Source organism: Cupriavidus pauculus (assembly GCF_002858765.1).
In the GTDB taxonomy this organism is placed as follows: domain Bacteria; phylum Pseudomonadota; class Gammaproteobacteria; order Burkholderiales; family Burkholderiaceae; genus Cupriavidus; species Cupriavidus pauculus_B.
On sequence record NZ_PJRP01000010.1, the window covers coordinates 58,466 to 84,193 of the forward strand.

Genomic DNA, 25,728 nt, shown 5'->3' on the forward strand with positions numbered 1-25,728 from the left:
CGCGAGCGTTCATGTCAGCCCTTGAGGGTATCCATGTCGTCCACATTGATCGTGTCCAGGTTACGGAACAGCACGACCAGGATTGCCAGACCGATTGCCGACTCGGCGGCGGCCACCGTAAGGATGAAGAAAACGAAAACCTGTCCGGCCAGGTCGCCCATGTAGTGCGAGAAGGCGACGAAATTCATGTTCACCGCAAGCAGCATCAGTTCGAGCGCCATCAGCAGCACGATGACGTTCTTGCGGTTCAGGAAGATGCCAACGATGCTGATCGCGAACAGGATGGCACCGAGGACGAGAAAGTGAGCGAGAGACAGCACAGCGGGGTTCTCCGGGCTTAGTTCTTGTTGGCGGACGCAGCAGCATCCGCTTCGGCCCGGCCCTCGGCCGGCATCTTCACCATGCGCACGCGCTCGTCGCGGCGCACACGCAGCTGGGCACCCACATCCTGCGCCTTGACGTCCTTGCGGCGACGCAGCGTCAGGGCCACGGCGGCCACGATCGCCACCAGCAGGATGATGCCGGCCACTTCAAAGGCGTACACGTAGTCGGTGTAGATCAGCTTGCCCAGCGCAGCGGTGTTCGAGTAGTTCGGGTCCTGCGCGCCCGGCGGCACCACGGCGTTGGTGGTGCCGATGAAGTTGCGCACCAGCACGATGGCCATTTCAGCGATGATCAGCGCGCCGACGATCGATGCCATCGGCACGTATGTCCAGAAGTCGCGGCGCAGGTGCTCGATATCGATATCGATCATCATCACCACGAAGAGGAACAGCACCATCACCGCACCTACGTAGACCAGCACGAGCAGGATGGCGAGGAACTCGGCCTTCAGGATCATCCAGATCGCCGCGGCGGTAAAAAACGCCAGGACGAGGAACAGTGCCGAATGCACCGGGTTCTTTGCCGTGATGACTTTCAGTGCGGAAAGCACCAGCACCAGGGCAAAGGCATAGAAGATGGCTGTCGTGAGTTCCATGGTCCCTATCGGATCCTCTTTGGGCCGCGCCGGTCCGGACTGCCCTTCGGGGCGCCCGCGCCTTGCGCGACTTGCTTCTCTTGGTTGTGCCCCTTGCGGGGCCACTTCAAATTCATTGCCGGGAACAGCACACCAGGTGCCCTGCTCCCGTCCTGCCGGTACGCTTAGCGGTACTTCGCGTCCGCGGCCTTGGCTGCGGCGATCTGCGGCTCGTAGCGGTCGCCCACTGCCAGCAGCATGTCCTTGGTGAAGTACAGGTCGCCACGCTTCTCGCCGTGGTACTCGAAAATATGCGTTTCGACGACCGCGTCGACCGGGCAGGCTTCTTCGCAGAAGCCGCAGAAAATGCACTTGGTCAGATCGATGTCGTAGCGCGTGGTACGGCGGGTGCCGTCGTTACGCACATCCGATTCGATCGTGATGGCCAGCGCCGGGCACACCGCTTCGCACAGCTTGCACGCGATGCAACGCTCTTCCCCGTTCGGGTAGCGGCGCAGTGCGTGCAGGCCGCGGAAACGCGGCGACATCGGCGTCTTCTCTTCCGGGAACTGGACAGTTACCTTCCGGGCGAAGAGATAGCGGCCGGTAAGTGCCATGCCCTTGAAGAGTTCCTTCAGGAGCAGGCTGTTAAAAAAGTCCTTGATGGCGATCAGCATGACGATTGCTTCCTAAGTATTTCCGCGCGGTGCGCGCTGCCCGTTCGGGCGGCGCGCACCGTCGCCTGGCCTCTTAGTGCCAGATGTTCCACGGCGACTTGATCCAGATCGCCACAATGATCAGCCACGCCACGGTCAGCGGAATGAAGATCTTCCAGCCCAGACGCATGATCTGGTCATAGCGGTAACGCGGGAACGACGCACGGATCCAGATAAACACCGACAGCAGCAGGAAAACCTTGAACACCAGCCAGAAAAAGCCCGGAATCGCATTGGTGATCGCGCTCGAGAACGGCGGCGCCCAGCCACCGAGGAACATCAGCGAGGTCATCGTCGAGATGATGATCATGTTGATGTACTCGGCCAGGAAGAACAGCGCGAACGTCATGCCCGAATATTCGATCATGTGGCCGGCCACGATTTCCGATTCACCTTCCACCACGTCGAACGGATGGCGGTTGGTTTCCGCCACGCCCGAGATGAAGTACACGGCGAACATCGGCAGCAGCGGCAGCCAGTTCCACGACAGGATGTTGATGCCCATGTCCGCGAAATAGCCCACGTTCTGGCTATTCACGATGGTCGACAGGTTCAGGCTGCCGGCCACCATCAGCACGGTCACCAGCGCGAAGCCCATCGCGATTTCATAAGACACCATCTGCGCCGCGGCGCGCATCGCACCGATAAACGCATACTTCGAGTTCGATGCCCAGCCCGCCAGGATCACGCCGTACACGCCCACCGAGCTGATGGCCATGACGTACAGCAGACCGGCGTTGACGTCCGCCATCACCACTTCGGGCTGGAACGGAATCACGGCCCAGACGGCTACTGCGGGAACCAGCACCATCAGCGGCGCAACCAGATACATCACCCGGTTGACCTGCGACGGGAACATCACTTCCTTCAGCAGCAGCTTCAGCACGTCGGCAATCGGCTGCAGCAGGCCCAGCGGGCCCACGCGGTTCGGGCCGATACGGACGTGCATCCAGCCAATCAGCTTGCGCTCCCAGAGAATCAGGTAGGCCACGCACAGCAGCACCGGCACCACAATGACCACGGCACGGATCAGGATCCAGATCAGCGTCCAAGCGCTGCCGAAAATGGCCTGGCCCTGCGAGGTAATGAGATCGATCATGTTGCTATCTCGCTCTTCTTATACGGTGGCCGTTGCGGCGGCACCCTGGCCGGCCGACAGGTCGATGGCTTTCTCAACGGTGACGGTCCCGAACAGCGCGCCCAGCGTTGCAGCGGCCACGGTGGCAGCCGGCACGCGCACGGCGTTGGCCGGCAGCGTCTTTTCCAGCGCCGCGGGCAGCACCACATTGGCGCCATCCTGCGTCACGCGCACCGGGTCGCCAGCCTGCACGCCCAGCTTCGCGAACAGTTCCGACGACAGACCCACCGTCATCGCGCGGCGCGCGGCAGCGGTCAGCTGCAGCGAGTCGGCACGACGCACGATCGGGTCGGCGTGGTAGATCGGCACATCGGCGATACGCTCGATACCGTTGGCGGCGGCTGCCGTCACACGGATCGCGGCGTCGGTGGCGTTGTTCAGTTGATCCGGGGCCAGCTTGACCAGCGCGGCATCGCGCACGGCTTCGGCGGTCTCGAAGTCAAAGCCCGGCACGTCGAGCAGATTGCCCAGCACGCGCAGCACCTTCCAGCCCGGGCGCGATTCACCCAGCGCACGCACCACGCCGTTGAAGCTCTGGGCACGGCCCTCGGCGTTCACGAACGTACCGGCGCTCTCGGTGAACGGCGTGATCGGGAGGATCACGTCGGCGTATTGCATGGCGGCTTCCGAGCGGAACGGCGACAGCACCACGACGGTACCGGCCTGCTGCAGCGCGGCCAGGGCCTTGCGTGCATCAGCGGTATCGAACTCGGCTTCGGCGTTCAGCACGACGTAGGCCTTGCGCGGCGCATCGAACATTGCCTGGGCGTTCGCACCACCCTTCTGCGGCAGTGCGCCGGCGATGTAGCCACCGACGGTGTTGGCCGCTTCGGTCAGGAAGCCCAGCGTGGCGCCCGTTTCCGTGGCGATCCACTGAGCCAGCGCGTGCAGCGCCGAGAATTGCGGGTGACGCACGGCTTCGTTGCCGAGGAACACCGCACGGCGCTCGCCCGACAGCAGCGCATCGGCCACCGCCTTGGCAGCGTCGCCGCCATCGAAACCATCGGTGCCAGCCGGAGCAGCCACGCCCTTGGCAGCAGCCACGGCACGTGCCACGCCTGCCAGTGCAGCAGTCCAGCCCGACGGCACCACGTCGATACGTGCGGCCACCGGCATCAGCAGGTCTTCACCGCCGGTGCCGATCACGGCCACGCGGGCACCCTTCTTGACAGCCTGACGCAGACGCGAGGCCAGCAGCGGCTGATCCTTGCGCAGCGATGCGCCAATCACCAGCGCGCGTTGGAGCGTGGTGACATCGGCAATCGGCATACCCAGCCACGGCGCACCCTTCAGCGCGGCCGAGAAATCAGTCTGGCGCAGACGGAAGTCCACATTGTCGCTGCCCAGGCCGCGCACGAGATTGCCCAGCAGGAACAGTTCTTCCAGCGTGCTGTGCGGGCTGGCGATGGCGGCGATCTGATCGGCGCCATGATCGCGCTTGATGCTCGCCAGGCCGTTGGCCACGTATTCGAGCGCGGTCTGCCAGTCCGTTTCCATCCATTCGCCACCCTGCTTGAGCAGCGGGCGGGTCAGACGGTCGGCGCTGTTCACACCTTCGTACGAGAAGCGGTCCTTGTCCGAGATCCAGCACTCGTTGACGTCTTCGTTTTCCAGCGGCACCACGCGCATCACACGCTGGTTCTTGGTCTGGACCACGAGGTTGGCGCCGACGCCGTCGTGCGGCGACACCGACTTGCGGCGTCCCAGTTCCCACGTACGGGCCGAATAGCGGAACGGCTTGCTGGTCAGCGCGCCAACCGGGCACAGGTCGATCATGTTGCCGGACAGTTCCGAATCCACGGTCTGGCCGACGAACGTCGTGATTTCCGAGTGCTCGCCGCGGTTCAGCATGCCCAGCTCCATCACGCCGGCCACTTCCTGGCCAAAGCGCACGCAGCGGGTGCAGTGAATGCAACGGGTCATCTCCTCCATGGAGATCAGCGGGCCCACGTTCTTGTGGAACACCACGCGCTTTTCTTCCTTGTAGCGCGACTCCGATGCACCGTAGCCCACGGCCAGATCCTGCAGCTGGCATTCGCCGCCCTGATCGCAGATCGGGCAGTCGAGCGGGTGATTGATCAGCAGGAATTCCATCACGGACTTCTGGGCCTTGACGGCCTTTTCAGAGTTCGTGAAGACCTTCATGCCGGGCGTCACCGGGGTGGCGCAGGCGGGAAGCGCCTTGGGCGCCTTTTCCACTTCGACCAGGCACATGCGGCAGTTCGCCGCGATGGACAGTTTGCGGTGGTAGCAGAAATGCGGGATGTAGGTGCCCAGCTTGCGAGCCGCTTCCATCACGAGGCTGCCTTCCGCAACCTCAACCTTCTTGCCGTCGATCTCGAGTTCAACCATGTTCTGCCACGCTTCAGGAATGGGCCGGGACCATGCACTGCTTGTGTTCGACGTGATACTCGAACTCTTTCCAGTAGTGCTTGAGCATGCCGCGTACCGGCATCGCCGCGGCATCGCCGAGCGCGCAAATCGTGCGACCCATGATGTTTTCCGCGACGTTATTGAGCAGGTCCAGATCTTCCTGGCGGCCTTCTCCGTGTTCAATACGATTCACCATGCGATAGAGCCAGCCGGTGCCTTCACGGCACGGCGTGCACTGGCCGCACGATTCTTCAAAGTAGAAATACGACAGGCGCAGCAGCGACCGCACCATGCAGCGCGTTTCGTCCATGACGATCACGGCGCCCGAGCCCAGCATCGAGCCGGCCTTGGCGATCGAGTCGTAGTCCATGGTCGACGCCATCATCAGGTCGGCCGGCACCACCGGTGCCGACGATCCGCCAGGGATCACGGCCTTGAGCGCCTTGCCACCGCGCATGCCGCCCGCCAGCTCCAGCAGCGTGGAGAACGGCGTGCCCAGCGGGATTTCGTAATTGCCCGGGCGCTCGACGTCACCAGAGATCGAGAAGATCTTGGTGCCGCCGTTGTTCGGCTTGCCCATCTTCAGGTATTCGTCCGGGCCCACGGCCAGGAGGAACGGCACCGCGGCGAACGTCTCGGTGTTGTTGATCGTGGTCGGCTTGCCGTACAGGCCGAAGCTGGCCGGGAAAGGCGGCTTGAAGCGCGGTTGGCCTTTCTTGCCTTCCAGCGATTCCAGCAGCGCGGTTTCCTCGCCGCAGATGTACGCACCGTAGCCGTGGTGGGCATGCAACTGGAAGTTGAAGCCCGAGCCCAGGATGTTGTCGCCCAGGAAACCGGCGCGGCGCGCTTCTTCGAGTGCTTCCTCGAAGATCTTGTATTCGTTCCAGATTTCGCCGTGGATGTAGTTGTAACCCACGGTGATACCCATCGCGTACGCCCCGATGGCCATGCCTTCGATCAGCGCATGCGGGTTGTAGCGGATGATGTCACGGTCCTTGAACGTGCCCGGCTCGCCCTCGTCGGTATTGCAGACGAGGTACTTCTGGCCCGGGAACGAACGCGGCATGAAGCTCCACTTCAGGCCGGTCGGGAAACCCGCACCGCCACGACCACGCAGGCCCGACGCCTTGACGTCGGCAATCACCTGCTCGGGCGTTACCTTCTGTTCGAGGATACGGCGCAGCTGGGCATAGCCACCGCGCTTGACGTAGTCCTCGAGGTGCCAGTTCTTGCCGTCCAGGCCGGCCAGGATCAGCGGCTTGATGTGACGGTCGTGCAGAGAGGTCATGTTACTTGTCCCCCTTGGCGGCGGCTTCGGCCTTGAGCTCGTCGACCAGGGCGTCGAGCTTCTGGTCGCTCATGAAGCTGCACATGCGGGTGTTGTTGACGATCATCACCGGTGCGTCGCCGCAAGCGCCCATGCACTCGCCTTCCTTCAGCGTGAAGCAGCCGTCAGCGGTGGTTTCGTTGTAGTCGATCCCGAGCTTGCGCTTCAGGTATTCGCCAGCCCGGTCGCCGCCCGACAGCGCGCACGGCAGGTTGGTGCAGACGGTGAGCTTGTACTTGCCCACCGGCTTGGTGTCATACATGTTGTAGAACGTGGCCACCTCTTCCACCCACACGGGCGGCATTTCCAGGTAGCTGGCGACGAACTGCATGACTTCGGGGGAAACCCAGCCCACCTCGCCCTGTGCCACGGCGAGTGCCGCCATCACGGCCGACTGCTTCTGGTCGGTCGGATACTTCGCGATCGCGCGATCGATTTCCTTGAGAGCTTCTGCTGATAGCATGGTCATTGCAGTAATACGGCGAAGACCTGCCCTTTAAGCCGGGCTTCGCTGGTTTGCAGCCGTCGCTGCCATGTTCTGCCGGCCCGGAACGCTCCAGCGCATTCCTTGCCAGTCCGTCGCAGGCCGGAGCCTGCTGCCACCATTACCGCCGGGGCCGGCCGAACACGCCCGGATCGTCGTCCGGACAACGGCCTGTAACGGGACACCTTTCTGCCGGTATCCCTTAGCGGTCGATCTCGCCGAACACGATGTCCTGTGTCCCGATGATCGTGACCGCATCCGCAATCATGTGTCCCCTGGCCATCTCGTCAAGCGCGGCCAGGTGGGCAAAGCCCGGAGCACGGATCTTCAGGCGGTACGGCTTGTTCGCACCGTCCGAGATCGCGTAGATACCGAACTCGCCCTTCGGGTGTTCCACTGCCGCGTAGGCTTCGCCCGGCGGTACGTGAATGCCTTCCGTGAAGAGCTTGAAATGGTGAATCAGCTCTTCCATGTTCGACTTCATGTCCACGCGCGACGGCGGTGCCACCTTGTGGTTGTCGGAAATCACCGGGCCCGGATTGCGGCGCAGCCAGTCGATACACTGCTTGATGATGCGATTCGACTGGCGCATTTCTTCCACACGCACCAGGTAACGCGAGTAGCAGTCGCCGGCCGTACCCACCGGGATGTCGAAGTCCATCTTGTCGTAGACCTCGTACGGCTGCTTCTTGCGCAGATCCCATTCGATACCCGAGCCACGCAGCATCGGACCGGTGAAACCCATCTGCAGCGCGCGCTCGGGGGTGACCACGCCGATATCCACCAAACGTTGCTTCCAGATACGGTTATCGGTCAGCAGCGTCTCATATTCATCCACGTACGTCGGAAAACGGTTCGTGAAGTCCTCGATGAAGTCCAGCAGCGAGCCCGAACGGTTTTCGTTCATGACCTTGATGGCCTTCTCGTTGTGGATCTTCGACGCACGGTACTGCGGCATCGTGTCCGGCAGGTCGCGGTAGACACCGCCCGGACGGTAGTAGGCAGCGTGCATGCGCGCGCCCGACACCGCCTCGTACATGTCGAACATGTCCTCGCGCTCGCGGAACGCGTACAGGAACACGGCCATCGCCCCAACGTCCAGCGCGTGGGCGCCGATCCACATCAGGTGGTTCAGCAGGCGGGTGATCTCGTCGAACATCACGCGGATGTACTGCGCGCGGATCGGCACCTCGATGCCGAGCATCCGCTCGATCGCCATCACGTAGGCGTGTTCGTTGACCATCATCGACACGTAGTCGAGACGGTCCATGTAGGGAACGCTCTGGATCCAGCTCTTCTGCTCGGCCAGCTTTTCCGTGGCACGGTGCAGCAGGCCGATGTGGGGATCAGCACGCTGGATGACTTCGCCGTCCAGCTCGAGCACCAGGCGCAGCACGCCGTGTGCCGCAGGGTGCTGGGGACCGAAGTTGAGGGTGTAGTTCTTGATATCTGCCATGACGCCGTTCTCAGTGCTTCGTGCCGCCGTAGTTTTCCTCGCGAATCACGCGCGGCGTGATTTCGCGCGGCTCGATCGTCACCGGCTGGTAGATGACCCGCTTCTGCTCGGGGTCGTAACGCATTTCCACGTAGCCCGAGACCGGGAAGTCCTTGCGGAACGGATGGCCCACGAAACCGTAGTCCGTCAGCAGACGGCGCAGGTCGGGGTGGCCTTCAAACACGATGCCGTAGAAGTCGAACGCTTCGCGCTCGAACCAGTTCACCGAGTTCCACACGTCGATCAGCGACGGCACCACAGGCATGTCGTCGTCCGGCGCGAACACGCGCAGGCGCAGGCGCCAGTTGTGCTTGACCGACAGCAGGTGCGTGACAGCCGCGAAGCGCAGGCCGTCCCAGGTGCCTTCGGCATAGTCGGAATAATCGACGCCGCAGAGGTCGACGGCCTGCTCGAAATGCAGCGACGGGTCGTCGCGCAGCAGGCGTGCAGCGTCGAGGTAGTCGGCAGCCTTGACGATCAACGTCAGTTCGCCCGTGGCCTCGGTCAGGTTCTGCACGCGCTTGCCCAGAACTTTCTCGAGGGCGGCCTTGAGGGTATCGAGGTTCGCCATGTCAGCCCTTGCGCGCGATGGTGTTGGTACGCTTGATCTTGTTCTGGAGCTGGATCACGCCGTAGATCAGCGCTTCCGCCGTCGGCGGGCAGCCCGGAACATAGATGTCGACCGGCACGATGCGATCGCAGCCACGCACCACCGAATACGAGTAGTGGTAGTAGCCGCCGCCGTTGGCGCACGAGCCCATCGAGATCACCCAACGCGGTTCTGCCATCTGGTCGTAGACCTTGCGCAGCGCGGGAGCCATCTTGTTGCACAGCGTGCCTGCCACGATCATCACGTCGGACTGACGCGGCGACGGGCGGAAAATCACGCCGAAACGGTCCATGTCGTAGCGTGCGGCGCCGGCGTGCATCATTTCCACTGCACAGCAGGCCAGACCGAACGTCATGGGCCACAGGGAACCCGTACGGGTCCAGTTGATCAGCTTGTCAGCGGTCGTCGTGACAAAGCCTTCGTTGAGAACGCCTTCGATTGCCATTTCACATCACTCCCAATCGAGCGCGCCCTTTTTCCAGATGTAGACGAAGCCCACGATGAATTCCAGCAGAAACACGCCCATGGCGATGAATCCCGGCCAACCGATGTCCTTGAGGGCAACGCCCCACGGAAACAGGAAGGCAGTTTCGAGATCGAACAGGATAAAGAGGATGGCGATGAGGTAGTAGCGCACGTCGAACTTCATGCGCGCATCCTCAAATGCTTCGAAGCCGCACTCGTACGGCGACAGCTTCGCTGCGTCAGGATTGTTTGGACCGAGAATCCGACCAATGGACATCAGCGCTACACCGAGCACGATGCCAAAGAGGATGAAGACGAGGACGGGGAAGTAGGCTTCGAGTGTCAAGGTACGGCCAGCCTTATCTGGAATGTTGTCAACAGCACCAGCTAGCGGCGACCTGTTGCCCACCCCAGGCGCCATCCCGTCTTAGCACGGCGCCGCCTTGCGGACTGCCGGAGAATCATGGTGCGATCCGTGCATGACACAGATGCGACAATGACTTCCGATCAATTGTTTGGTGCCGACGGCGAGACTCGAACTCGCACAGCTTTCGCCACTACCCCCTCAAGATAGCGTGTCTACCAATTTCACCACGTCGGCTGGGGGAGAAACAATATTGCCTTGCGCCGGGTTTTTACACCCTACGAAGCGTAGTCAGTGAAGTCTGTCCACTGGCTTTCGCCCCGCGCTGGGGAATCGTTTCAAGCCTTGCATTCTAACTCATGATTCCTGATTTGTTCAATGCACAACTGCAAATTAAATCAGGAATCCGCGAACACACTGTTCGATTATTGCGCTGATGCCGAAACTTACTTCGGCACTGCAGGCGCGGCAGGTGCCGAGGCGGCAGCCGCTGCAGGAGCCGAAGCGGACGGCGCCGAAGCCTGGGTAGCCTGGGGCTGCTGACCCGCGGCCATCACGCCCAGCGAAGCCTGCGGCTTGTAGTTGCCAAGCAACGTCAGGCCGAGCGTGCAAGCGAAGAACAGCGCCGCCAGGACGGCCGTGGTACGCGACAGGAAGTTTGCCGAGCCCGATGCACCGAACAGACTGCCCGATGCGCCGGAACCGAACGCCGCGCCAACATCGGCACCCTTGCCGTGCTGCAGCAGCACCAGGCCGATCACGCCCAGCGCGGACAGAACCTGCACGACGACCAACAGAGTCTTGAAAATTGCCATTTGGTTAAATTCGTTTCGTACTTGCCTGATCAGACAGTCGCATCCGGCATTCAGGCGTTGCCGATCGCGAGGAAATCATCCGCCTTCAGCGAGGCGCCGCCAATCAGCCCCCCGTCGATGTCGGACATGGAAAACAGTTCTGCCGCATTGTCCGGCTTCACGCTGCCGCCGTACAGAATGGCGATGCGTTGTGCCACGCCCGCATCCTTGCCAGCGACCTGCGCACGCAACACAGCGTGTACGGCCTGCGCCTGTTCGCTGGTTGCGGTCTTGCCGGTACCAATGGCCCAGACGGGCTCATAGGCCAGGACAATGCAATACAATTGCTCGATAGACAGCGCATCGAGCACGGCTTGCAACTGACGCCCCACTACGGCCTCGGTCTGCCCTGCCTCGCGCTCTGCCAGCGTTTCGCCGACGCAAACCACAGGGACCAGACCCGACTCCAGTGCACGCAGCGCCTTGGTGGCCACCGTCACATCGGATTCAGCGTGATAGGTGCGGCGTTCGGAGTGACCCACCAGCACGTAGGCGCAGCCAAATTCGGCCAGCATCGGCGCCGCGACTTCGCCCGTAAAGGCACCGCGCGTCTCCGCGGACGTGTCCTGGGCACCCCACGACACCTGGGTACCGGTGAGCAGCGACTGGCACTGGGCAAGATAGGGGAACGGTGCGCAAACGGCCAGTTTCGCCTTGGCCGGCGCTGCCTTGATGCCTTCCAGCAGGGCCGCGTTGGCGGTAAGGCTGCCGTGCATCTTCCAGTTGCCGATGACCAGCTTTTGTCTCACAAGGGTCCCCTCTCAAATCAAACCCGCTATTGTAGCGTGGTCAAGGGGGTGCCGCCAGCGCGTGGCGGACAATTGCAGACACCCAGTGGTCACCGGCCCACAATTGCACCGGCAATGGCGCAATTGCGGATCCACGAACGAAATTTACCAGGTCAGCACGATCTTGCCGGTGTGCTCGCTCGACTCCATCAGTCGATGGGCATCGGCAGCCTGCGCGGCAGGGAACACCTTGTAGATGACCGGCTTGATCTTGCCCGATGCCAGCAGCGGCCAGACGCTCTGATGCAGCGCCTGCGCGATCGCGCCCTTGAACGATGCCGGACGCGGGCGCAGCGTCGAACCGGTGACGGTGATGCGCCGACGCAGGATATCGCCCAGCGGAATCTCCGCCTTGCCACCACCCAGCAGCGCGATGATGACGATGCGACCATCGTCTGCGATGCACGACAGTTCGCGCGCCAGGTACGAACCGGCCACCATGTCGAGAATCACGTCGACGCCCTTGCCCTCGGTCAATGCCTTGACCTCGGCGGCGAAGTCCTGCGTCTTGTAGTTGATCGCGCGATCGGCGCCCAGCGCCTCGCAGGCCTTGCACTTGTCGTCGCTACCCGCCGTGACGAACACCTTGAAGCCCATCGCCTTGGCGATCTGGATCGCCGTGGTGCCGATGCCGCTCGAACCACCCTGGATCAGCAGCGTTTCCGCCGCGCCGCGCGGGCCCTTGCCCAGCTGGCCGCGGTCAAATACATTGCTCCAGACCGTAAAGAACGTCTCTGGCAAGGCCGCGGCTTCAATATCGCTGAGGCCCTCGGGCACCGGCAGGCATTGTTCGATCGGCGCCGTGCAAAGCTCGGCATAGCCACCGCCCTGCACGAGCGCACACACCCGGTCGCCCACCTTCAGCCCGAAGCGGTTCGCCGGATTCGACAGATCGCCACCCACCACCACACCAGCCACTTCCAGACCCGGCAGGTCCGAGGCACCCGGCGGCACCGGATAGTTGCCCGTACGCTGGAACACATCGGGACGATTGATACCCGCAGCCGCCACGCGGATCAGGATCTCTCCGGCCTTCGGCTCCGGGTCGGGACGCTGCGTTGCCTGCAGGACTTCAGGGCCGCCGTATTCACGGATCTCGATGGCTTTCATGATCGCTCCTCATCAATGTCGTATGTCGCATCGCGCGCCGCAAGAATGCGCGCGCCAAGCGCAGGTAAAAGACTGACCGGCAGTGTAAACAAAAAAGCGGCTGGACATCGCCAGCCGCTTTCACGGGTACTGCTATCGATACCGCGTACCGTTCAGCTTACTGCTGCTGCTCCGGCGAGGTCGGTGCAGCCGGCGCATCGCCTTGCGGGGCGATCGGGCTGATGCTGCCACCCTCTTCGGCCAGCGCAGCCTTCAGCGACAGACGCAGACGACCCTTCTCGTCGGCCTGGATCAGCTTCACGCGCACATGCTGGCCTTCCTTCAGCCAGTCCTTGATGTCCTTCACGCGCTCGTTGACGATCTCGGAGATATGCAGCAGACCGTCCTTGCCCGGCAGGATGTTCACGATGGCACCGAAGTCCAGCAGCTTCAGCACGGTACCGGCGTAGATCTTGCCCACTTCGGCTTCGGCGGTGATGCCTTCGATGCGGCGCTTGGCTTCGGCCATGCCGTCGGTCGAGGTCGACGCGATCGTGATCGTACCGTCTTCCTGGATGTCGATGGTCGTGCCGGTTTCCTTGGTCAGCGCCTGGATGGTCGAACCGCCCTTGCCGATCACTTCACGAATCTTGTCCGGATGGATCTTCATCGTGATCATGCGCGGTGCGTGCTCCGACAGCTCGGTGCGGGCGTGGCCCATCGCTTCCTGCATCTTGCCCAGGATGTGCATGCGGCCTTCACGGGCTTGCGCCAGTGCCACCTGCATGATTTCCTTGGTGATGCCCTGCACCTTGATGTCCATCTGCAGCGCCGTGATACCCGAATCGGTACCCGCCACCTTGAAGTCCATGTCGCCCAGGTGATCTTCGTCACCCAGGATGTCGGTCAGCACGGCAAACTTGTTGCCTTCCAGGATCAGGCCCATGGCCACACCGGCCACGTGCGCCTTCACCGGAACGCCGGCGTCCATCAGTGCCAGGCAGCCGCCGCACACCGAGGCCATCGACGACGAGCCATTGGATTCGGTGATTTCCGATACCAGGCGGATCGTGTAGGCGAATTCGTCTTCCTTCGGCAGCACCGGGATCAGTGCGCGCTTGGCCAGGCGGCCGTGACCGATTTCACGACGCTTCGGGCTGCCCACGCGACCCGTTTCGCCGGTGGCGAACGGAGGCATGTTGTAGTGGAGCATGAAGCGGTCGCGGTATTCGCCGGCCAGCGCGTCGATGATCTGCTCGTCGCTCTTGGTGCCCAGCGTGGCCACTGCGAGTGCCTGCGTTTCGCCACGCGTGAACAGCGACGAACCGTGGGCGCGCGGCAGTACCGACGAACGGATCTCGATCGGGCGCACGGTGCGCGTGTCGCGGCCGTCGATACGCGGCTCGCCGGCCAGGATCTGGCCACGCACGATCTTGGCTTCCAGATCGAACAGGACGTTGCCGACTTCCACCTTGTCGGCTTCCACGCCGGCTTCGGCCAGCTTGGCCTGCACGGTTGCGTAGACTTCCTTGAGCTTGGCGCTACGGGCCGACTTCTGGCGCAGCTGATACGTTTCCTGCAGCAGCGGCAGGCCGATCTCGCCGACCTTGGCGATCAGTGCCTCGTTCTTGGCGGCCGGCGCCCAGTCCCATTCCGGCTTGCCGCCTTCACGGACCAGTTCGTGGATCGCGTTGATGGCGGTCTGCATCTGCTCGTGGCCATACACCACGGCGCCCAGCATCACGTCTTCCGACAGCTGGTTGGCTTCCGATTCCACCATCAGCACGGCACGCTCGGTACCGGCGACGACGAGATCCAGTTCCGATGCGGCGATCTGCGAACGGGTCGGGTTCAGCAGGTATTGGCCGTCCTTGTAGCCAACGCGGGCGGCGCCCACCGGGCCGCTGAACGGAATGCCCGACACGGCCAGCGCGGCCGACGAGGCGATCAGGGCCGGGACGTCGGCCGGCACTTCCGGGTTGATCGACAGCACGTGGATAACCACCTGCACGTCGTTGTAGAAACCTTCCGGGAAGAGCGGACGCAGCGGACGGTCGATCAGGCGCGAAGTCAGCGTCTCGTTTTCCGACGGACGGCCTTCACGCTTGAAGAAGCCACCGGGGATCTTGCCGGCGGCGTAGGTCTTTTCGATGTAGTCGACGGTCAGCGGGAAGAAGTCCTGGCCCGCCTTCGGGCTCTTGGCTGCCACCACGGTGGCCAGCACCACGGTGTCTTCCACGTCGACGATCACGGCACCCGATGCCTGCCGGGCGACTTCGCCGGTTTCCATGCGGACCGTGTGCTGGCCCCATTGGAATTCCTTGACGATCTTGTTGAACATGGTCATGAGCGTTCCTTGATTCATGCTTGCCTGCCGTAAACAGATACGGCGGGCCGACGCCTGCGCTCGCAGCGGCAGGCGGACTGCCGGAATTTGCCCCGGGCCGCAGTCTCAGGGAAGTGCTATGCCATTCCATCGCGCCACCGTCCGGCCCAGCATGAGGACGATGCGATACGCGATGGAATGACACAAAACCCCGTTTCGTTGGCCGGTTCCGGTGTCAGAAAGAGCGAGGTAACTTACTCCGTCGCACGGCATGGCGCAACGGCGTACGGACAAATCGCCCGATTTTAATGTGAAATAAACATCACACTGAACGCTGCCCAGCCAAAAATCGCCGGTGCAGAAAAGCAAAATGCCTGCTCCAGCAGTGCTGGCGCAGGCATCGTGGCCTCACGTGAAATCGTGCTTGAACAACGCTTGCAGGATTCGTGCTGCCATCCGCAGACCTTACTTGCGCAGGCCCAGGGCTTCGATCAGGGCACGGTAACGATCAGCGTCGTTGGCCTTGAGGTAGTCCAGCAGACGACGACGACGGCTCACCATGCGCAGCAGACCGCGGCGGCTGTGGTGATCCTTCATGTTGGCCTTGAAGTGCGGGGTCAGTTCGTTGATGCGGGTGGTCAGCAGAGCGACCTGGACTTCGGGGCTACCCGTGTCGTTGGCGGCGCGGGCGAACTTCTGGATGACTTCGGACTTGTTGGCAATTGCCATGATGTTTTCCTTTCACTTGCGAACGCTGCAGCGCGGAATGCGCCACTTGCGTCGTGCCTTGCTTTGACTCGGCATCTGCCTTCCACAGCCAGGTGGCGTGCGGACGACAGCCGCGGATTATAGCTGAATTCCGCCCAGCGGCGAAGCCCGCCATCGGACAATGGCTCAATTCCGCGCCGGGCGCTCCATTCGGCAGGTGGTAGGCAGCGTGGTCTGGGCCGACTTCAGCTTCTTGACGGTCCGGAATCCGTATCCCGAGCCCTCGTTGTCGAATCGCACCTCGCCGCCCTGCTTCGCCATCATCGAGACATAAAGCGGCTGCAGCACCTGGTGGTCGTCGGCGCGCACCGTGGCCTCGTGGAACCCGTTCGTGAAGCGCATGTTCTCCAGCGCATAGGCCACCGCCACGGCATCGGTGCCGCCGGCCTGCTCGATCGCGCGGGCCAGCATTTCCACCATCATCTGCATGCGCAAATGCACGTAGTCGTCGCGCGGATCGGGATAACGGGCGCGGAACGCCTTGTAGAACGCATCGGACGCCGCGCCGCCCACGTTCGGATGCCATTCGGCTACGGCAAGCACCCTGCCCACGCCTGCATCGCCCATGGCGGCCGGCGCGCCAAGGCCGTTGCCGTAGAACGTATAGAAGCGCGCCTTGAGCCCGCCCTCGCGCGCGGCCTTGACCATCAGCGTCAGGTCGTTACCCCAGTTGCCGGTAATCACCGCATCGGCGCCACTGGCCTTGATCTTGGCGATATACGGCGCGAAGTCCTTTACCTTGCCGATGGGATGAAATTCGTCGCCCACGACCTGGATATCGGGCCGCTTGGCCGCCAGCATCTCGCGCGCCGAACGCGCCACCTGGTGGCCGAAACTGTAGTCCTGGTCGATCAGGTAGACCTTGCGCACCGCGTGCTCGCCACGGATGGCCTCGGTCAGTGCCTGCATTCGCATGTCCGCGCTGGCGTCAAAGCGGAAATGCCAGAAACTGCAATTTTCGTTGGTCAGCGTGGGATCGACGGCCGAATAGTTCAGAAACAGCACGCGGACATCGGGTTGGCGCTGGTTCTGGCGATTGATCGCCGCCACCAGGGCGCTGGCCACCGCCGAGCTGTTGCCTTGCAGGACAAACGGGATGCGCTTGTCGACCAGACCACGAAACTGGATCAGGCTCTCATCGACGTTGCCCTTGCTGTCGAACGTCACCAGTTCCAGCGGATGGGCACCATCGGGCAGCTTTACGCCGCCCTGGGCATTGATCCGCTCGATCGCCATCCGCAGGTTACGCACCACGGCTTCGCCGGCATTGGCGAAGGGGCCGGACAGCCCGTCGATCATGCCCAGCCGGATCGGCGCGCCCGACGGCTGCTGCGCCATCGCGGCCGTTGCGGCACAGCACAGGGCCGCAGCCAGCCAGGCCCGCAGCCGGCTCATGCACCCGCTTGTTCGGATTCCGCCCATTCGAGACTTCCCTTCTTCTGCGCAAAAGCCGCGATGGTACACACATTGCGCCCGTGCCCGCTACACTACGCCAAACGCACTTTTTTGCGATGGATCACTGAACATGACGACATTCCCGAAAGTCGCCCGGCACTGGATTGCCGCCGTGACACTGGCCGCCGGCGCCCTGGCCGGCTGCAGCGGCCTCGGGCCCGCACTGGCCCCCGTCAGCACGGGCCTCAAGCTGGTTGGCCAGCCACAGAGCGCCGTGGAAGCGACGTTCGGCAAGCCCACCGACGTGTACCGGCTCGACGACGGTACCACGCGCTGGTTCTACTCGAAGCAGCCGCTTGGCGAATATTCCTATGCGGCCGATTTCGATCGGGATGGCAAGCTGACGAATTTCCGCCAGATGCTGACCACGACCGAGCTCTACAAGGCCAAGATCAACGAGTGGACCAAGAAGGACGTGCTGGAGCACTTCGGCGCGCCGCGCGAGCCGATCGAGTACTACCCGCGCCTGAAACAGGAAGCCTGGAGCTACCGCTTCCTGCACGAAGACCAGTGGTACTCGATGTTCAACTTCATGTTCGACGATGCGGGCGTGCTGCGCCGGACGCTGGTCACCCCCGATCCGCTGCGCGACCGCCCCGACCCGCGTTGAGCGGCATCAGACCGGCATTGAGCCGCGCACAAACGACAAACCGCCCGGCCCCGCGGGATACGCAGCGGGCCGGGCGGTTCATGACAGCCGGGGCCTTGTAAGCCCCGCCATCGCATCGCAGGAATCAGGTCAGATAAAGGTCAGATCTGCGGATTGATCTTCTGCACGGCCTTGTCGTGCAGCTTGTTCAGTGCGGCCAGGTAAGCCTTGGCCGATGCGGCGACGATATCCGGATCGGTACCCACGCCATTGACGATGCGGCCGGCCCTGGACAGGCGCACGGTCACTTCGCCCTGAGCCTGCGTACCGGCCGTGATGGCGTTCACCGAATACAGCACCAGTTCGGCACCGCTGTTCACGCAGCCTTCGATGGCGTGCAGCGTGGCATCCACCGGACCATTGCCTTCGGCCTCGCCAGCGTGCTCGGAGCCATCGATGTTGAACACCACGCGGGCATGCGGACGCTCGCCGGTTTCCGAGCGCTGCGACAGCGACACGAAACGATAGTGCTCGTTGGCGTTTTCCTGCTCTTCGTCGGAAACGATCGCCATGATGTCTTCGTCGAAGATCTCGGCCTTCTGGTCGGCCAGTTCCTTGAAGCGGGTGAACGCGGCGTTGACTTCGGCTTCGCTTTCAAGCGCGATGCCCAGTTCCTGCAGGCGCTGCTTGAATGCATTGCGACCCGAAAGCTTGCCAAGCACGATCTTGTTGGCGGTCCAGCCCACGTCCTCCGCGCGCATGATCTCGTAGGTGTCGCGCGCCTTGAGCACGCCATCCTGGTGGATGCCCGAGGCGTGGGCAAACGCATTGGCGCCCACCACGGCCTTGTTCGGCTGCACCACGAATCCGGTGACCTGCGACACGAGCTTGGATGCCGGCACGATCTGCGTGGTGTCGATGCCAACGTCCATATTGAAGTAGTCGCGGCGCGTCTTCACGGCCATCACCACTTCTTCCAGGCTCGTGTTGCCGGCGCGCTCGCCCAGACCGTTGATCGTGCATTCGATCTGCCGCGCGCCGCCCAGCTTCACCGCAGCTAGCGAGTTCGCCACGGCCATACCCAGGTCGTTATGGCAATGCACCGACCAGACCGCCTTGTCCGAATTCGGAATCCGCTCACGTACCGAACGGATCAGTTCCGCATAGCCTTCCGGCACGGCATAGCCCACGGTATCGGGCAGGTTGATCGTGGTCGCACCTTCGGCAATCACGCCTTCGAGCACGCGGCACAGGAAGTCCATGTCCGAGCGGCTGCCGTCTTCGGGCGAGAACTCGATGTCGTCGGTGAACTGGCGCGCGAAGCGCACCGCCAGGCGGGCCTGTTCGTAGACCTGGTCCGGCGTCATGCGGAGCTTCTTCTCCATATGCAGCGCGGACGTGGCGATGAACGTGTGGATACGGAACGAGTTGGCCGGCTTCAGCGCCTCGGCCGCACGCGCGATGTCCTTGTCGTTGGCGCGGGCCAGCGAGCAGATCGTCGAATCCTTAACGACCTGGGCAATCGAGCGGATCGCCTCGAAATCGCCGTTGGAGCTGGCCGCAAAGCCGGCCTCGATCACATCGACCTTCAGGCGTTCCAGCTGACGCGCAATGCGGATCTTCTCCTCGCGGGTCATGGACGCACCGGGCGACTGCTCGCCGTCGCGCAAGGTGGTGTCGAAAATGATGAGTTTGTCAGACATTTTGTGGAGCTCCTGGGCTGTACTTATGTGCTGGTCCGCCGTCCCGCTATCACGACACCGGGCATTCAGATCGGAATGCAAAACGCCCCGGCGTGCATGAATGCAGGCCGGGGCGTTTTCAAAATCCTGGTGATTTCCGCGCCAGGGCGGTAACCGATTCCCTTAGCGCGCGCGCGTCCCGACCTGATGGCCTAGTAGGCCACCTAGGGTGGTGCGAGCGATTAGGGTCTGGCGCGAAATCATGTGGGCGACTATAGCCGGTTTGCCGTGGGTGCGCAACCGGGTTATTTCGGAGGAATACGCAGTTTTTGCCCCGGGTAGATCTTGTCCGGGTGCGTCAGCATCGGCTTGTTGGCCTCGAATATCTTGTTGTATTCGGCGCCATTGCCGTACGCGGCCTGGGAAATCGCCCACAGCGTGTCCCCCTTCACCACGGTATGCCACTGCGACTCGGCCGTCTCCACGTTGACCGACATCTTGTCCTCGACCGAATCCACGCCCTCCACATTGCCGCAGCACAGGATGATCTTCTCGCGCGTGGCCTGATCGGGCGCCACGCCGAATACGGAGACCTTGCCCTGCGAGCCGTCCACGGTCACGGTCAGGCCGGTGGCCGACAGCCCCATCTGGGCGATATAGGCCTCGATGGCATCGCCGGCCGCACGGTTCGCCGCCTCGGCCTTGTCCGCGGCCGACGGGTCCGCGGCGGCAGCTTCCTGTGCCGCCTTCGCCTCGCCCTTGCCGAACAGTTTCTCTCCCGCTTCCTTGATGAAGTCGAACATGCCCATGACATTCTCCTGAGGTTGTGGAACGGAAAAACAAAAGGGCGCCCGATGAGCGCCCTTTCTTCAAAACCCGGTCAGTTGCCGCTGCCCGCGCCGTTGCCGTTGCCACCGGCACGCGCCTTGGCCACCCCACCCGGATGGCCGTGCAGCGCACGCCAGGCCCATAGCAGGTAGCCCGAGATCGCGTAGGCCACGAACAGGCCAAACAACGCCACCGGCGGATCCGACGATACGATCACGAACAAGACCAGAACCAGCACCATCATGCCGAACGGCACGCGGTAGCGCACATCGAGCGCCTTGCCGCTATAGAACGGCGCGTTCGACACCATCGACAGCCCCGCATAGAGCGTGATCGCAAAGGCAACCCACGGCATCCACAGCTCCTTCACGGGCAGCTTGTTGTCGATGGCCAGCCAGACGAAGCCGGCTACCAGCGCGGCCGCGGCCGGGCTCGGCAGGCCCTGGAAGAAGCGCTTGTCGACCACACCGATATTGGCGTTGAAGCGGGCCAGCCGCAGCGCGGCGCAAGTGCAATAGACAAAGGCAGCAATCCAGCCCCACTTGCCCAGGTCGTGCAGGATCCACTCGTACATCACCAGCGCCGGCGCGACGCCGAACGACGTCATGTCCGACAGCGAATCGTACTGCTCGCCAAACGCGCTCTGCGTATTGGTGATGCGCGCCACGCGGCCATCCATGCCGTCGAGCACCATGGCCGCGAAAATGGCGATGGCCGCCACGTCGAAGCGCATGTTCATGGCCTGCACGATCGCGAAAAAGCCCGCGAACAGCGCCGCCGTGGTAAACGCATTGGGCAGCAGGTAAATGCCGCGCCGGCGCGGCCGGACGTACTCGATGTCGTGCTCGTCGCCCTCGTAGGCGGCGTCGTTGCGCAGCTGGTTATGACGGAACGGACGCAGGTGCGTCACGTTGCCATTGCTCACACGCTTGTTGCGTCGGTTGAAGGCACCCATGCCAGGTCTCCTGTCGCGGACCGGTCCGGCCTCAGGCCTGGACGTCCAGCTCGGCGAGCACGGTCGACGAGGCCGACACCTTCTCGCCGATCGTCACGCGCGGGCGGGCATCGACGGGCAGGTACACGTCAACGCGCGAGCCAAAGCGGATGAAGCCATAGCGCTGGCCGCGCGACAGCGTGTCACCCACCCGGGTGTAGCACAGGATACGGCGTGCCACCAGGCCAGCCACCTGCACCAGCGTGACGAGCTGGCCATCGGCCGCACGGCGGATCACCACCGCGTTGCGCTCGTTTTCCAGCGATGCCTTGTCCAGGTCCGCGTTGACGAACTTGCCCGGGAAGTATTCGAGCTTCTCCACCTTGCCGTCCAGCGAAGCACGGTTCGAGTGGACGTTGAACACGTTCATGAACACGCTGATCTTCAGTGCCTCGCGGCCAGCATACGGGTCCTGCGTCTTCTCGACCACCACGATGCGGCCATCGGCCGGCGCCAGGATCGCGTTCGGTGCCGACGGAATCGGCCGCGGCGGGTCGCGGAAGAACTGCAGCACGAAAATCGTGATGATCCACAACGGCAACGCCCACCAGAAGCCCGCGCTGACATGCACCAGCAGCGAGATGATGAAAGCGCCGGCCAGGAACGGCCAGCCTTCACGGGCGATAAGCGGATGAGGATAGTTCATGCAAGCGTTGTTCTGTTGTTCGCACAGCGTGTGCAAATCCTGTCGCAAAGCCAGCCCGCAGCGTACCGCGTGCCATGCATTCAGGATATGTCGGCGCGAGAGATAAGAAAAAATCAGGCCTGTGCCTGAAAAAGTCCGACAAGGATAACAAAAAGCCGCCCAGTCACCGCCGAAATGTCTTGTGCAATCACAAAAGACCGGCGGCCGACTGGACGGCTGCGGCACTGGCGGGGCACCTGGCCGCATCGGCCGGGTGCCCCGCTTCTGCCCGTACTGCTTAGTTCTTCGACTGGTCGACCAGCTTGTTCTTGGCGATCCACGGCATCATCGCGCGCAGCTTCGCACCCACTTCCTCGATCTGGTGCTCGGACGTCAGGCGACGGCGCGAGATCAGCGTCGGGGCGCCGGCCTTGTTTTCCAGCAGGAAGCTCTTGGCGTATTCGCCGGTCTGGATGTCGGTCAGGCACTGCTTCATGGCCTTCTTCGTCTCTTCCGTCACGACGCGCGGGCCGGTGACGTATTCGCCATATTCAGCGTTGTTCGAGATCGAGTAGTTCATGTTGGCGATGCCGCCTTCGTAGATCAGGTCGACGATCAGCTTCAGTTCGTGCAGGCACTCGAAGTAGGCCATTTCCGGAGCGTAGCCGGCTTCCACCAGCGTCTCGAAGCCAGCCTTGATCAGCTCGACGGTACCGCCGCACAGCACGGCCTGCTCGCCGAACAGGTCGGTTTCGGTTTCTTCGCGGAAGTTCGTCTCGATGATGCCGGCACGGCCGCCGCCGTTGGCGGTGGCGTACGACAGCGCGATGTCACGGGCAGCGCCGGACTTGTTCTGGTGCACGGCGATCAGGTGCGGCACGCCGCCACCTTGCGAGTACGTCGAACGCACCGTGTGGCCCGGGGCCTTCGGGGCGATCATGATCACGTCCAGGTCGGCGCGCGGGATCACGGCACCGTAGTGCACGTTGAAGCCGTGGGCGAAGGCCAGTGCGGCGCCTTCCTTGATGTTGGCGTGCACTTCGTTCTTGTACACGTCGGCGATCTGCTCGTCCGGCAGCAGGATCATGACCACGTCCGCGCCCTTCACGGCTTCGGCCACTTCCTTGACCTGCAGGCCTGCATTGGCGGCCTTGTTCCACGACGCGCCGCTCTTGCGCAGACCGACCGTCACGTTCACGCCCGAATCCTTCAGGTTCAGCGCGTGGGCGTGGCCTTGCGAGCCGTAGCCGATGATGGTGACGTTCTTGCCCTTGATGAGGGAGAGGTCGGCGTCCTTGTCGTAAAACACTTTCATGATAGTTCCTTCAATTTCTCAAATCTTCGTATTGGGGTGGCGGCGCAACGCCTGACTGTTGTTGGGGTCGTCGCGCCGCTTCGGGATACTGCGTGTCGGCTTGTGGCCGTGCTCTGTTGCCGGGGGCGCCGGTCAGACCTTCAGGATGCGCTCGCCACGGCCGATGCCGGAGCCGCCCGTACGGACGGTTTCCAGGATCGCGGTGCGGTCGATGGCATCGAGGAACGCATCCAGCTTGCCGCCGTTGCCGGTCAGCTCGATGGTGTACGTCTTTTCGGTCACATCGATGATGCGGCCACGGAAGATGTCGGCGGTGCGCTTCATTTCCTCGCGCTCCTTGCCCACGGCACGGACCTTGACCAGCATCAGCTCGCGTTCGATATGCGCGCCTTCGGTCAGATCCACCACCTTGACCACTTCCACCAGGCGGTTCAGGTGCTTCGTGATCTGTTCGATCACGTCGTCCGAACCGGTGGTGACGATGGTCATCCGCGACAGCGACGCATCTTCGGTGGGAGCCACCGTCAGCGTCTCGATGTTGTATCCACGGGCCGAGAACAGGCCCACCACGCGCGACAGCGCGCCGGGTTCGTTTTCCAGCAGGACCGAAATGATGTGACGCATTACAGGTCCTCCACGCCGAGCAGCATCTCGGAGATGCCCTTGCCGGCCTGGACCATCGGCCACACGTTTTCGGTGGGGTCGGTCTGGAAGTCCAGGAACACGGTGCGATCCTTCAGGCGGAACGCCTCGCGCAGCGCCGGTTCGACGTCTGACGTCTTCTCGATGCGCATGCCCACGTGGCCATACGACTCCGCCAGCTTCACGAAGTCGGGCAGTGCCTGCATGTAGGAATGCGAGTAGCGGTTGTCGTACTCGATTTCCTGCCACTGGCGCACCATGCCCAGGTAGCCGTTGTTCAGCGAGCAGATCTTCACCGGGGTGTCGTACTGCAGGCAGGTCGACAGTTCCTGGATGCACATCTGGATCGAGCCTTCACCGGTGATGGTGACGACTTCCTTGTCCGGGAACGCCTTCTTGATGCCCATTGCGTACGGCAGGCCCACGCCCATCGTGCCCAGGCCGCCGGAATTGATCCAGCGGCGCGGCTCGTTGAACTTGTAGAACTGCGCGGCCCACATCTGGTGCTGGCCCACGTCGGAGCAGATGAACGCGTCGCCCTTGGTCAGTTCCCAGATCTTTTCCACCACGTACTGCGGCTTGATGATCTCGGAATTGCGGTCGTACTTGAGGCAGTCCACCGAACGCCATTGCTCGATCTGGTCCCACCACTTCGCCAGCGCCTCGCGCTTGGGCTTGACGTCGCTGGTCTTGATCTGGGCGATCAGTTCCTGCAGCACGTCCTTGACGTTGCCGACGATGGGGATGTCCACCTTGACCCGCTTCGAGATCGACGACGGGTCGATGTCGATGTGGATGATCTTGCGTGCCTGCGAGGTGAAGTGCGACGGATTGCCGATCACGCGGTCGTCGAACCGGGCGCCGATGGCGATCAGCACGTCGCAGTTCTGCATGGCCATGTTGGCTTCATACGTGCCGTGCATGCCGAGCATGCCGACGAACTGCTTGTGCGTGCCCGGGAACGCGCCCAGACCCATCAGCGTGTTGGTCACCGGATGACCGGTCAGTGCGGCCAGCTCGCGCAGCTCGTCGCTGGCGTTGGCCAGCACCACGCCGCCACCCGAATAGATGTACGGACGCTCCGCGGCCTGCAGCAGTGCCACAGCCTTGCGGATCTGGCCCGAGTGACCCTTGTTCACGGGGTTGTACGACCGCATGTCGACGGCCTTCGGGTACTCGTACTTGCAGGCGTTGCGCGACACGTCCTTCGGGATGTCCACCACCACGGGGCCGGGACGGCCGGTGGCGGCGATGAAGAACGCCTTCTTGATCGTCGCAGCCAGGTCGCGCACGTCCTTCACGAGGAAGTTGTGCTTGACGATCGGGCGCGTGATGCCGACGGTGTCGCATTCCTGGAACGCATCCTGGCCAATGGCGTGGGTCGGCACGTTGCCGGTGATCACCACCATCGGAATCGAATCCAGGTAGGCGGTGGCGATGCCGGTCACGGCGTTGGTCACGCCCGGGCCCGAAGTCACCAGTGCCACGCCCACCTTGCCGGTCGCGCGGGCATAGCCGTCAGCGGCATGCACGGCGGCCTGCTCGTGGCGCACCAGGATGTGTTCGAATTTTGTTTGCTTGTGGAGCTCGTCGTAGATATAGAGCACTGCGCCGCCGGGGTAACCCCAGACGTATTCGACGCCTTCTTCGGCAAGTGCGTTGACGAGGATTTCCGCTCCGATCATTTCCCGACCGGAGGATGAATTGCTGTCTGCGTGGGAGAATTCCGCGCTGGGCATGTTCATTTCTGTCCTTTGCAATTTTCGGCAAAAAATTGTTTGGATGCTCTCTGCCGGGCTTGTGGCTCGGGTTCAAGCGGTGCGCGTCTGCATGAAGAGACCGC

General features: G+C 62.8%; 25 protein-coding genes and 1 tRNA gene. 1 reads left to right on the forward strand and 25 read right to left on the reverse strand.

All coding sequences use genetic code 11. The features are described 5' to 3' along the window. Window positions 1–14 precede the first annotated feature (14 nt). The 18 genes from nuoK to CYJ10_RS20315 all read right to left on the reverse strand — a co-directional run bounded on the left by nuoK (window position 15) and on the right by CYJ10_RS20315 (window position 17,150). A complete protein-coding gene (gene nuoK, locus CYJ10_RS20230) occupies window positions 15–320 on the reverse strand; it encodes an NADH-quinone oxidoreductase subunit NuoK (RefSeq protein ID WP_029050842.1) in 306 nt (101 codons plus the stop codon). 17 nt (window positions 321–337) lie between these two features. Continuing rightward, window positions 338–979, reverse strand: coding sequence for an NADH-quinone oxidoreductase subunit J (locus CYJ10_RS20235; protein ID WP_101683258.1), 642 nt, complete (start codon window positions 977–979; stop codon window positions 338–340). A 164-nt stretch (window positions 980–1,143) separates the two neighbouring features. Continuing rightward, entirely contained in the window at window positions 1,144–1,635 is a 492-nt protein-coding gene (gene nuoI / locus CYJ10_RS20240) for an NADH-quinone oxidoreductase subunit NuoI (RefSeq protein WP_101683259.1), read from the reverse strand. A 73-nt stretch (window positions 1,636–1,708) separates the two neighbouring features. After that, on the reverse strand, window positions 1,709–2,773 hold the full coding sequence (nuoH, locus tag CYJ10_RS20245) for an NADH-quinone oxidoreductase subunit NuoH (protein ID WP_101683260.1): 1,065 nt from the start codon (window positions 2,771–2,773) through the stop codon (window positions 1,709–1,711). 18 nt (window positions 2,774–2,791) lie between these two features. Beyond that, window positions 2,792–5,164 (reverse strand): NADH-quinone oxidoreductase subunit NuoG, encoded by a 2,373-nt coding sequence (gene nuoG, locus CYJ10_RS20250; protein ID WP_101683261.1) that lies wholly within the window; start codon window positions 5,162–5,164, stop codon window positions 2,792–2,794. A 13-nt stretch (window positions 5,165–5,177) separates the two neighbouring features. Then, entirely contained in the window at window positions 5,178–6,473 is a 1,296-nt protein-coding gene (nuoF, locus tag CYJ10_RS20255; protein WP_101683262.1) for an NADH-quinone oxidoreductase subunit NuoF, read from the reverse strand. Between the two features lies 1 nt (window position 6,474). Continuing rightward, a complete protein-coding gene (gene nuoE / locus CYJ10_RS20260) occupies window positions 6,475–6,975 on the reverse strand; it encodes an NADH-quinone oxidoreductase subunit NuoE (protein WP_066739034.1) in 501 nt (166 codons plus the stop codon). A 223-nt stretch (window positions 6,976–7,198) separates the two neighbouring features. Then, entirely contained in the window at window positions 7,199–8,452 is a 1,254-nt protein-coding gene (locus CYJ10_RS20265) for an NADH-quinone oxidoreductase subunit D (RefSeq protein ID WP_101683263.1), read from the reverse strand. Window positions 8,453–8,462: 10 nt separating this feature from the next. After that, window positions 8,463–9,062 carry an NADH-quinone oxidoreductase subunit C gene (locus CYJ10_RS20270; protein ID WP_101683264.1) on the reverse strand — a complete coding sequence of 200 codons (600 nt, stop codon included), beginning with the start codon at window positions 9,060–9,062 and terminating at the stop codon, window positions 8,463–8,465. A gap of 1 nt (window position 9,063) precedes the next feature. After that, window positions 9,064–9,546: a NuoB/complex I 20 kDa subunit family protein gene (locus tag CYJ10_RS20275; protein ID WP_008643342.1), complete on the reverse strand. Its 483-nt coding sequence runs from the start codon at window positions 9,544–9,546 to the stop codon at window positions 9,064–9,066. Window positions 9,547–9,552: 6 nt separating this feature from the next. Then, window positions 9,553–9,912, reverse strand: coding sequence for an NADH-quinone oxidoreductase subunit A (locus tag CYJ10_RS20280; protein WP_029050851.1), 360 nt, complete (start codon window positions 9,910–9,912; stop codon window positions 9,553–9,555). A 170-nt stretch (window positions 9,913–10,082) separates the two neighbouring features. Continuing rightward, window positions 10,083–10,167: transfer RNA gene (locus CYJ10_RS20285), tRNA-Leu, on the reverse strand. Between the two features lie 209 nt (window positions 10,168–10,376). Next, complete coding sequence (gene secG / locus CYJ10_RS20290) at window positions 10,377–10,745, reverse strand: preprotein translocase subunit SecG (protein WP_101683265.1); 369 nt, start codon at window positions 10,743–10,745, stop codon at window positions 10,377–10,379. A gap of 50 nt (window positions 10,746–10,795) precedes the next feature. Then, on the reverse strand, window positions 10,796–11,533 hold the full coding sequence (gene tpiA, locus CYJ10_RS20295) for a triose-phosphate isomerase (protein ID WP_101683266.1): 738 nt from the start codon (window positions 11,531–11,533) through the stop codon (window positions 10,796–10,798). 144 nt (window positions 11,534–11,677) lie between these two features. After that, the gene (locus CYJ10_RS20300; RefSeq protein WP_101683267.1) at window positions 11,678–12,682 is read right to left on the reverse strand and encodes an NAD(P)H-quinone oxidoreductase; all 1,005 of its coding nucleotides are present in this window, start codon (window positions 12,680–12,682) and stop codon (window positions 11,678–11,680) included. 157 nt (window positions 12,683–12,839) lie between these two features. Further along, window positions 12,840–15,008, reverse strand: coding sequence for a polyribonucleotide nucleotidyltransferase (pnp, locus tag CYJ10_RS20305; protein WP_101683268.1), 2,169 nt, complete (start codon window positions 15,006–15,008; stop codon window positions 12,840–12,842). 444 nt (window positions 15,009–15,452) lie between these two features. Beyond that, the gene (gene rpsO / locus CYJ10_RS20310; protein WP_101683269.1) at window positions 15,453–15,716 is read right to left on the reverse strand and encodes a 30S ribosomal protein S15; all 264 of its coding nucleotides are present in this window, start codon (window positions 15,714–15,716) and stop codon (window positions 15,453–15,455) included. 165 nt (window positions 15,717–15,881) lie between these two features. Continuing rightward, window positions 15,882–17,150 carry a branched-chain amino acid ABC transporter substrate-binding protein gene (locus CYJ10_RS20315; protein WP_180862998.1) on the reverse strand — a complete coding sequence of 423 codons (1,269 nt, stop codon included), beginning with the start codon at window positions 17,148–17,150 and terminating at the stop codon, window positions 15,882–15,884. Window positions 17,151–17,280: 130 nt separating this feature from the next. Between CYJ10_RS20315 and CYJ10_RS20320 the strand changes: the two genes are divergently transcribed. Beyond that, complete coding sequence (locus CYJ10_RS20320) at window positions 17,281–17,820, forward strand: hypothetical protein (protein WP_101683270.1); 540 nt, start codon at window positions 17,281–17,283, stop codon at window positions 17,818–17,820. Window positions 17,821–17,960: 140 nt separating this feature from the next. Here CYJ10_RS20320 and CYJ10_RS20325 read toward each other — a convergent pair whose 3' ends face one another. From CYJ10_RS20325 to CYJ10_RS20355, 7 genes are all read right to left on the reverse strand, one after another. After that, window positions 17,961–19,502 carry a 2-isopropylmalate synthase gene (locus CYJ10_RS20325; RefSeq protein ID WP_101683271.1) on the reverse strand — a complete coding sequence of 514 codons (1,542 nt, stop codon included), beginning with the start codon at window positions 19,500–19,502 and terminating at the stop codon, window positions 17,961–17,963. A gap of 284 nt (window positions 19,503–19,786) precedes the next feature. Beyond that, window positions 19,787–20,290 carry a peptidoglycan-binding protein LysM gene (gene lysM, locus CYJ10_RS20330; RefSeq protein WP_101683272.1) on the reverse strand — a complete coding sequence of 168 codons (504 nt, stop codon included), beginning with the start codon at window positions 20,288–20,290 and terminating at the stop codon, window positions 19,787–19,789. 71 nt (window positions 20,291–20,361) lie between these two features. Next, window positions 20,362–21,264, reverse strand: a complete 903-nt coding sequence (gene pssA / locus CYJ10_RS20335; protein ID WP_101683273.1) for a CDP-diacylglycerol--serine O-phosphatidyltransferase — start codon at window positions 21,262–21,264, stop codon at window positions 20,362–20,364. A gap of 31 nt (window positions 21,265–21,295) precedes the next feature. Then, entirely contained in the window at window positions 21,296–21,949 is a 654-nt protein-coding gene (locus CYJ10_RS20340; protein ID WP_066738990.1) for a phosphatidylserine decarboxylase, read from the reverse strand. Between the two features lie 277 nt (window positions 21,950–22,226). After that, a complete protein-coding gene (ilvC, locus tag CYJ10_RS20345) occupies window positions 22,227–23,243 on the reverse strand; it encodes a ketol-acid reductoisomerase (RefSeq protein WP_101683274.1) in 1,017 nt (338 codons plus the stop codon). Between the two features lie 132 nt (window positions 23,244–23,375). Beyond that, window positions 23,376–23,867, reverse strand: a complete 492-nt coding sequence (gene ilvN, locus CYJ10_RS20350; RefSeq protein WP_008643328.1) for an acetolactate synthase small subunit — start codon at window positions 23,865–23,867, stop codon at window positions 23,376–23,378. Continuing rightward, entirely contained in the window at window positions 23,867–25,630 is a 1,764-nt protein-coding gene (locus CYJ10_RS20355) for an acetolactate synthase 3 catalytic subunit (RefSeq protein ID WP_101683275.1), read from the reverse strand. The genes ilvN and CYJ10_RS20355 overlap by 1 nt, the downstream gene beginning before the upstream one ends. Window positions 25,631–25,728: the final 98 nt, after the last annotated feature.

What these genes read in the sequence shown, in the direction of transcription:
- CYJ10_RS20235 (WP_101683258.1), bottom strand. Translation starts at nt 979, where the DNA reads ATGGAACTCACGACAGCCATCTTCTATGCCTTTGCCCTGGTGCTGGTG.
- nuoI (WP_101683259.1), bottom strand. Translation starts at nt 1,635, where the DNA reads ATGCTGATCGCCATCAAGGACTTTTTTAACAGCCTGCTCCTGAAGGAA.
- nuoH (WP_101683260.1), bottom strand. Translation starts at nt 2,773, where the DNA reads ATGATCGATCTCATTACCTCGCAGGGCCAGGCCATTTTCGGCAGCGCT.
- nuoG (WP_101683261.1), bottom strand. Translation starts at nt 5,164, where the DNA reads ATGGTTGAACTCGAGATCGACGGCAAGAAGGTTGAGGTTGCGGAAGGC.
- nuoF (WP_101683262.1), bottom strand. Translation starts at nt 6,473, where the DNA reads ATGACCTCTCTGCACGACCGTCACATCAAGCCGCTGATCCTGGCCGGC.
- nuoE (WP_066739034.1), bottom strand. Translation starts at nt 6,975, where the DNA reads ATGCTATCAGCAGAAGCTCTCAAGGAAATCGATCGCGCGATCGCGAAG.
- CYJ10_RS20265 (WP_101683263.1), bottom strand. Translation starts at nt 8,452, where the DNA reads ATGGCAGATATCAAGAACTACACCCTCAACTTCGGTCCCCAGCACCCT.
- CYJ10_RS20270 (WP_101683264.1), bottom strand. Translation starts at nt 9,062, where the DNA reads ATGGCGAACCTCGATACCCTCAAGGCCGCCCTCGAGAAAGTTCTGGGC.
- CYJ10_RS20275 (WP_008643342.1), bottom strand. Translation starts at nt 9,546, where the DNA reads ATGGCAATCGAAGGCGTTCTCAACGAAGGCTTTGTCACGACGACCGCT.
- secG (WP_101683265.1), bottom strand. Translation starts at nt 10,745, where the DNA reads ATGGCAATTTTCAAGACTCTGTTGGTCGTCGTGCAGGTTCTGTCCGCG.
- CYJ10_RS20300 (WP_101683267.1), bottom strand. Translation starts at nt 12,682, where the DNA reads ATGAAAGCCATCGAGATCCGTGAATACGGCGGCCCTGAAGTCCTGCAG.
- pnp (WP_101683268.1), bottom strand. Translation starts at nt 15,008, where the DNA reads ATGACCATGTTCAACAAGATCGTCAAGGAATTCCAATGGGGCCAGCAC.
- rpsO (WP_101683269.1), bottom strand. Translation starts at nt 15,716, where the DNA reads ATGGCAATTGCCAACAAGTCCGAAGTCATCCAGAAGTTCGCCCGCGCC.
- CYJ10_RS20315 (WP_180862998.1), bottom strand. Translation starts at nt 17,150, where the DNA reads ATGAGCCGGCTGCGGGCCTGGCTGGCTGCGGCCCTGTGCTGTGCCGCA.
- CYJ10_RS20320 (WP_101683270.1), top strand. Translation starts at nt 17,281, where the DNA reads ATGACGACATTCCCGAAAGTCGCCCGGCACTGGATTGCCGCCGTGACA.
- CYJ10_RS20325 (WP_101683271.1), bottom strand. Translation starts at nt 19,502, where the DNA reads ATGTCTGACAAACTCATCATTTTCGACACCACCTTGCGCGACGGCGAG.
- lysM (WP_101683272.1), bottom strand. Translation starts at nt 20,290, where the DNA reads ATGGGCATGTTCGACTTCATCAAGGAAGCGGGAGAGAAACTGTTCGGC.
- pssA (WP_101683273.1), bottom strand. Translation starts at nt 21,264, where the DNA reads ATGGGTGCCTTCAACCGACGCAACAAGCGTGTGAGCAATGGCAACGTG.
- CYJ10_RS20340 (WP_066738990.1), bottom strand. Translation starts at nt 21,949, where the DNA reads ATGAACTATCCTCATCCGCTTATCGCCCGTGAAGGCTGGCCGTTCCTG.
- ilvC (WP_101683274.1), bottom strand. Translation starts at nt 23,243, where the DNA reads ATGAAAGTGTTTTACGACAAGGACGCCGACCTCTCCCTCATCAAGGGC.
- ilvN (WP_008643328.1), bottom strand. Translation starts at nt 23,867, where the DNA reads ATGCGTCACATCATTTCGGTCCTGCTGGAAAACGAACCCGGCGCGCTG.
- CYJ10_RS20355 (WP_101683275.1), bottom strand. Translation starts at nt 25,630, where the DNA reads ATGAACATGCCCAGCGCGGAATTCTCCCACGCAGACAGCAATTCATCC.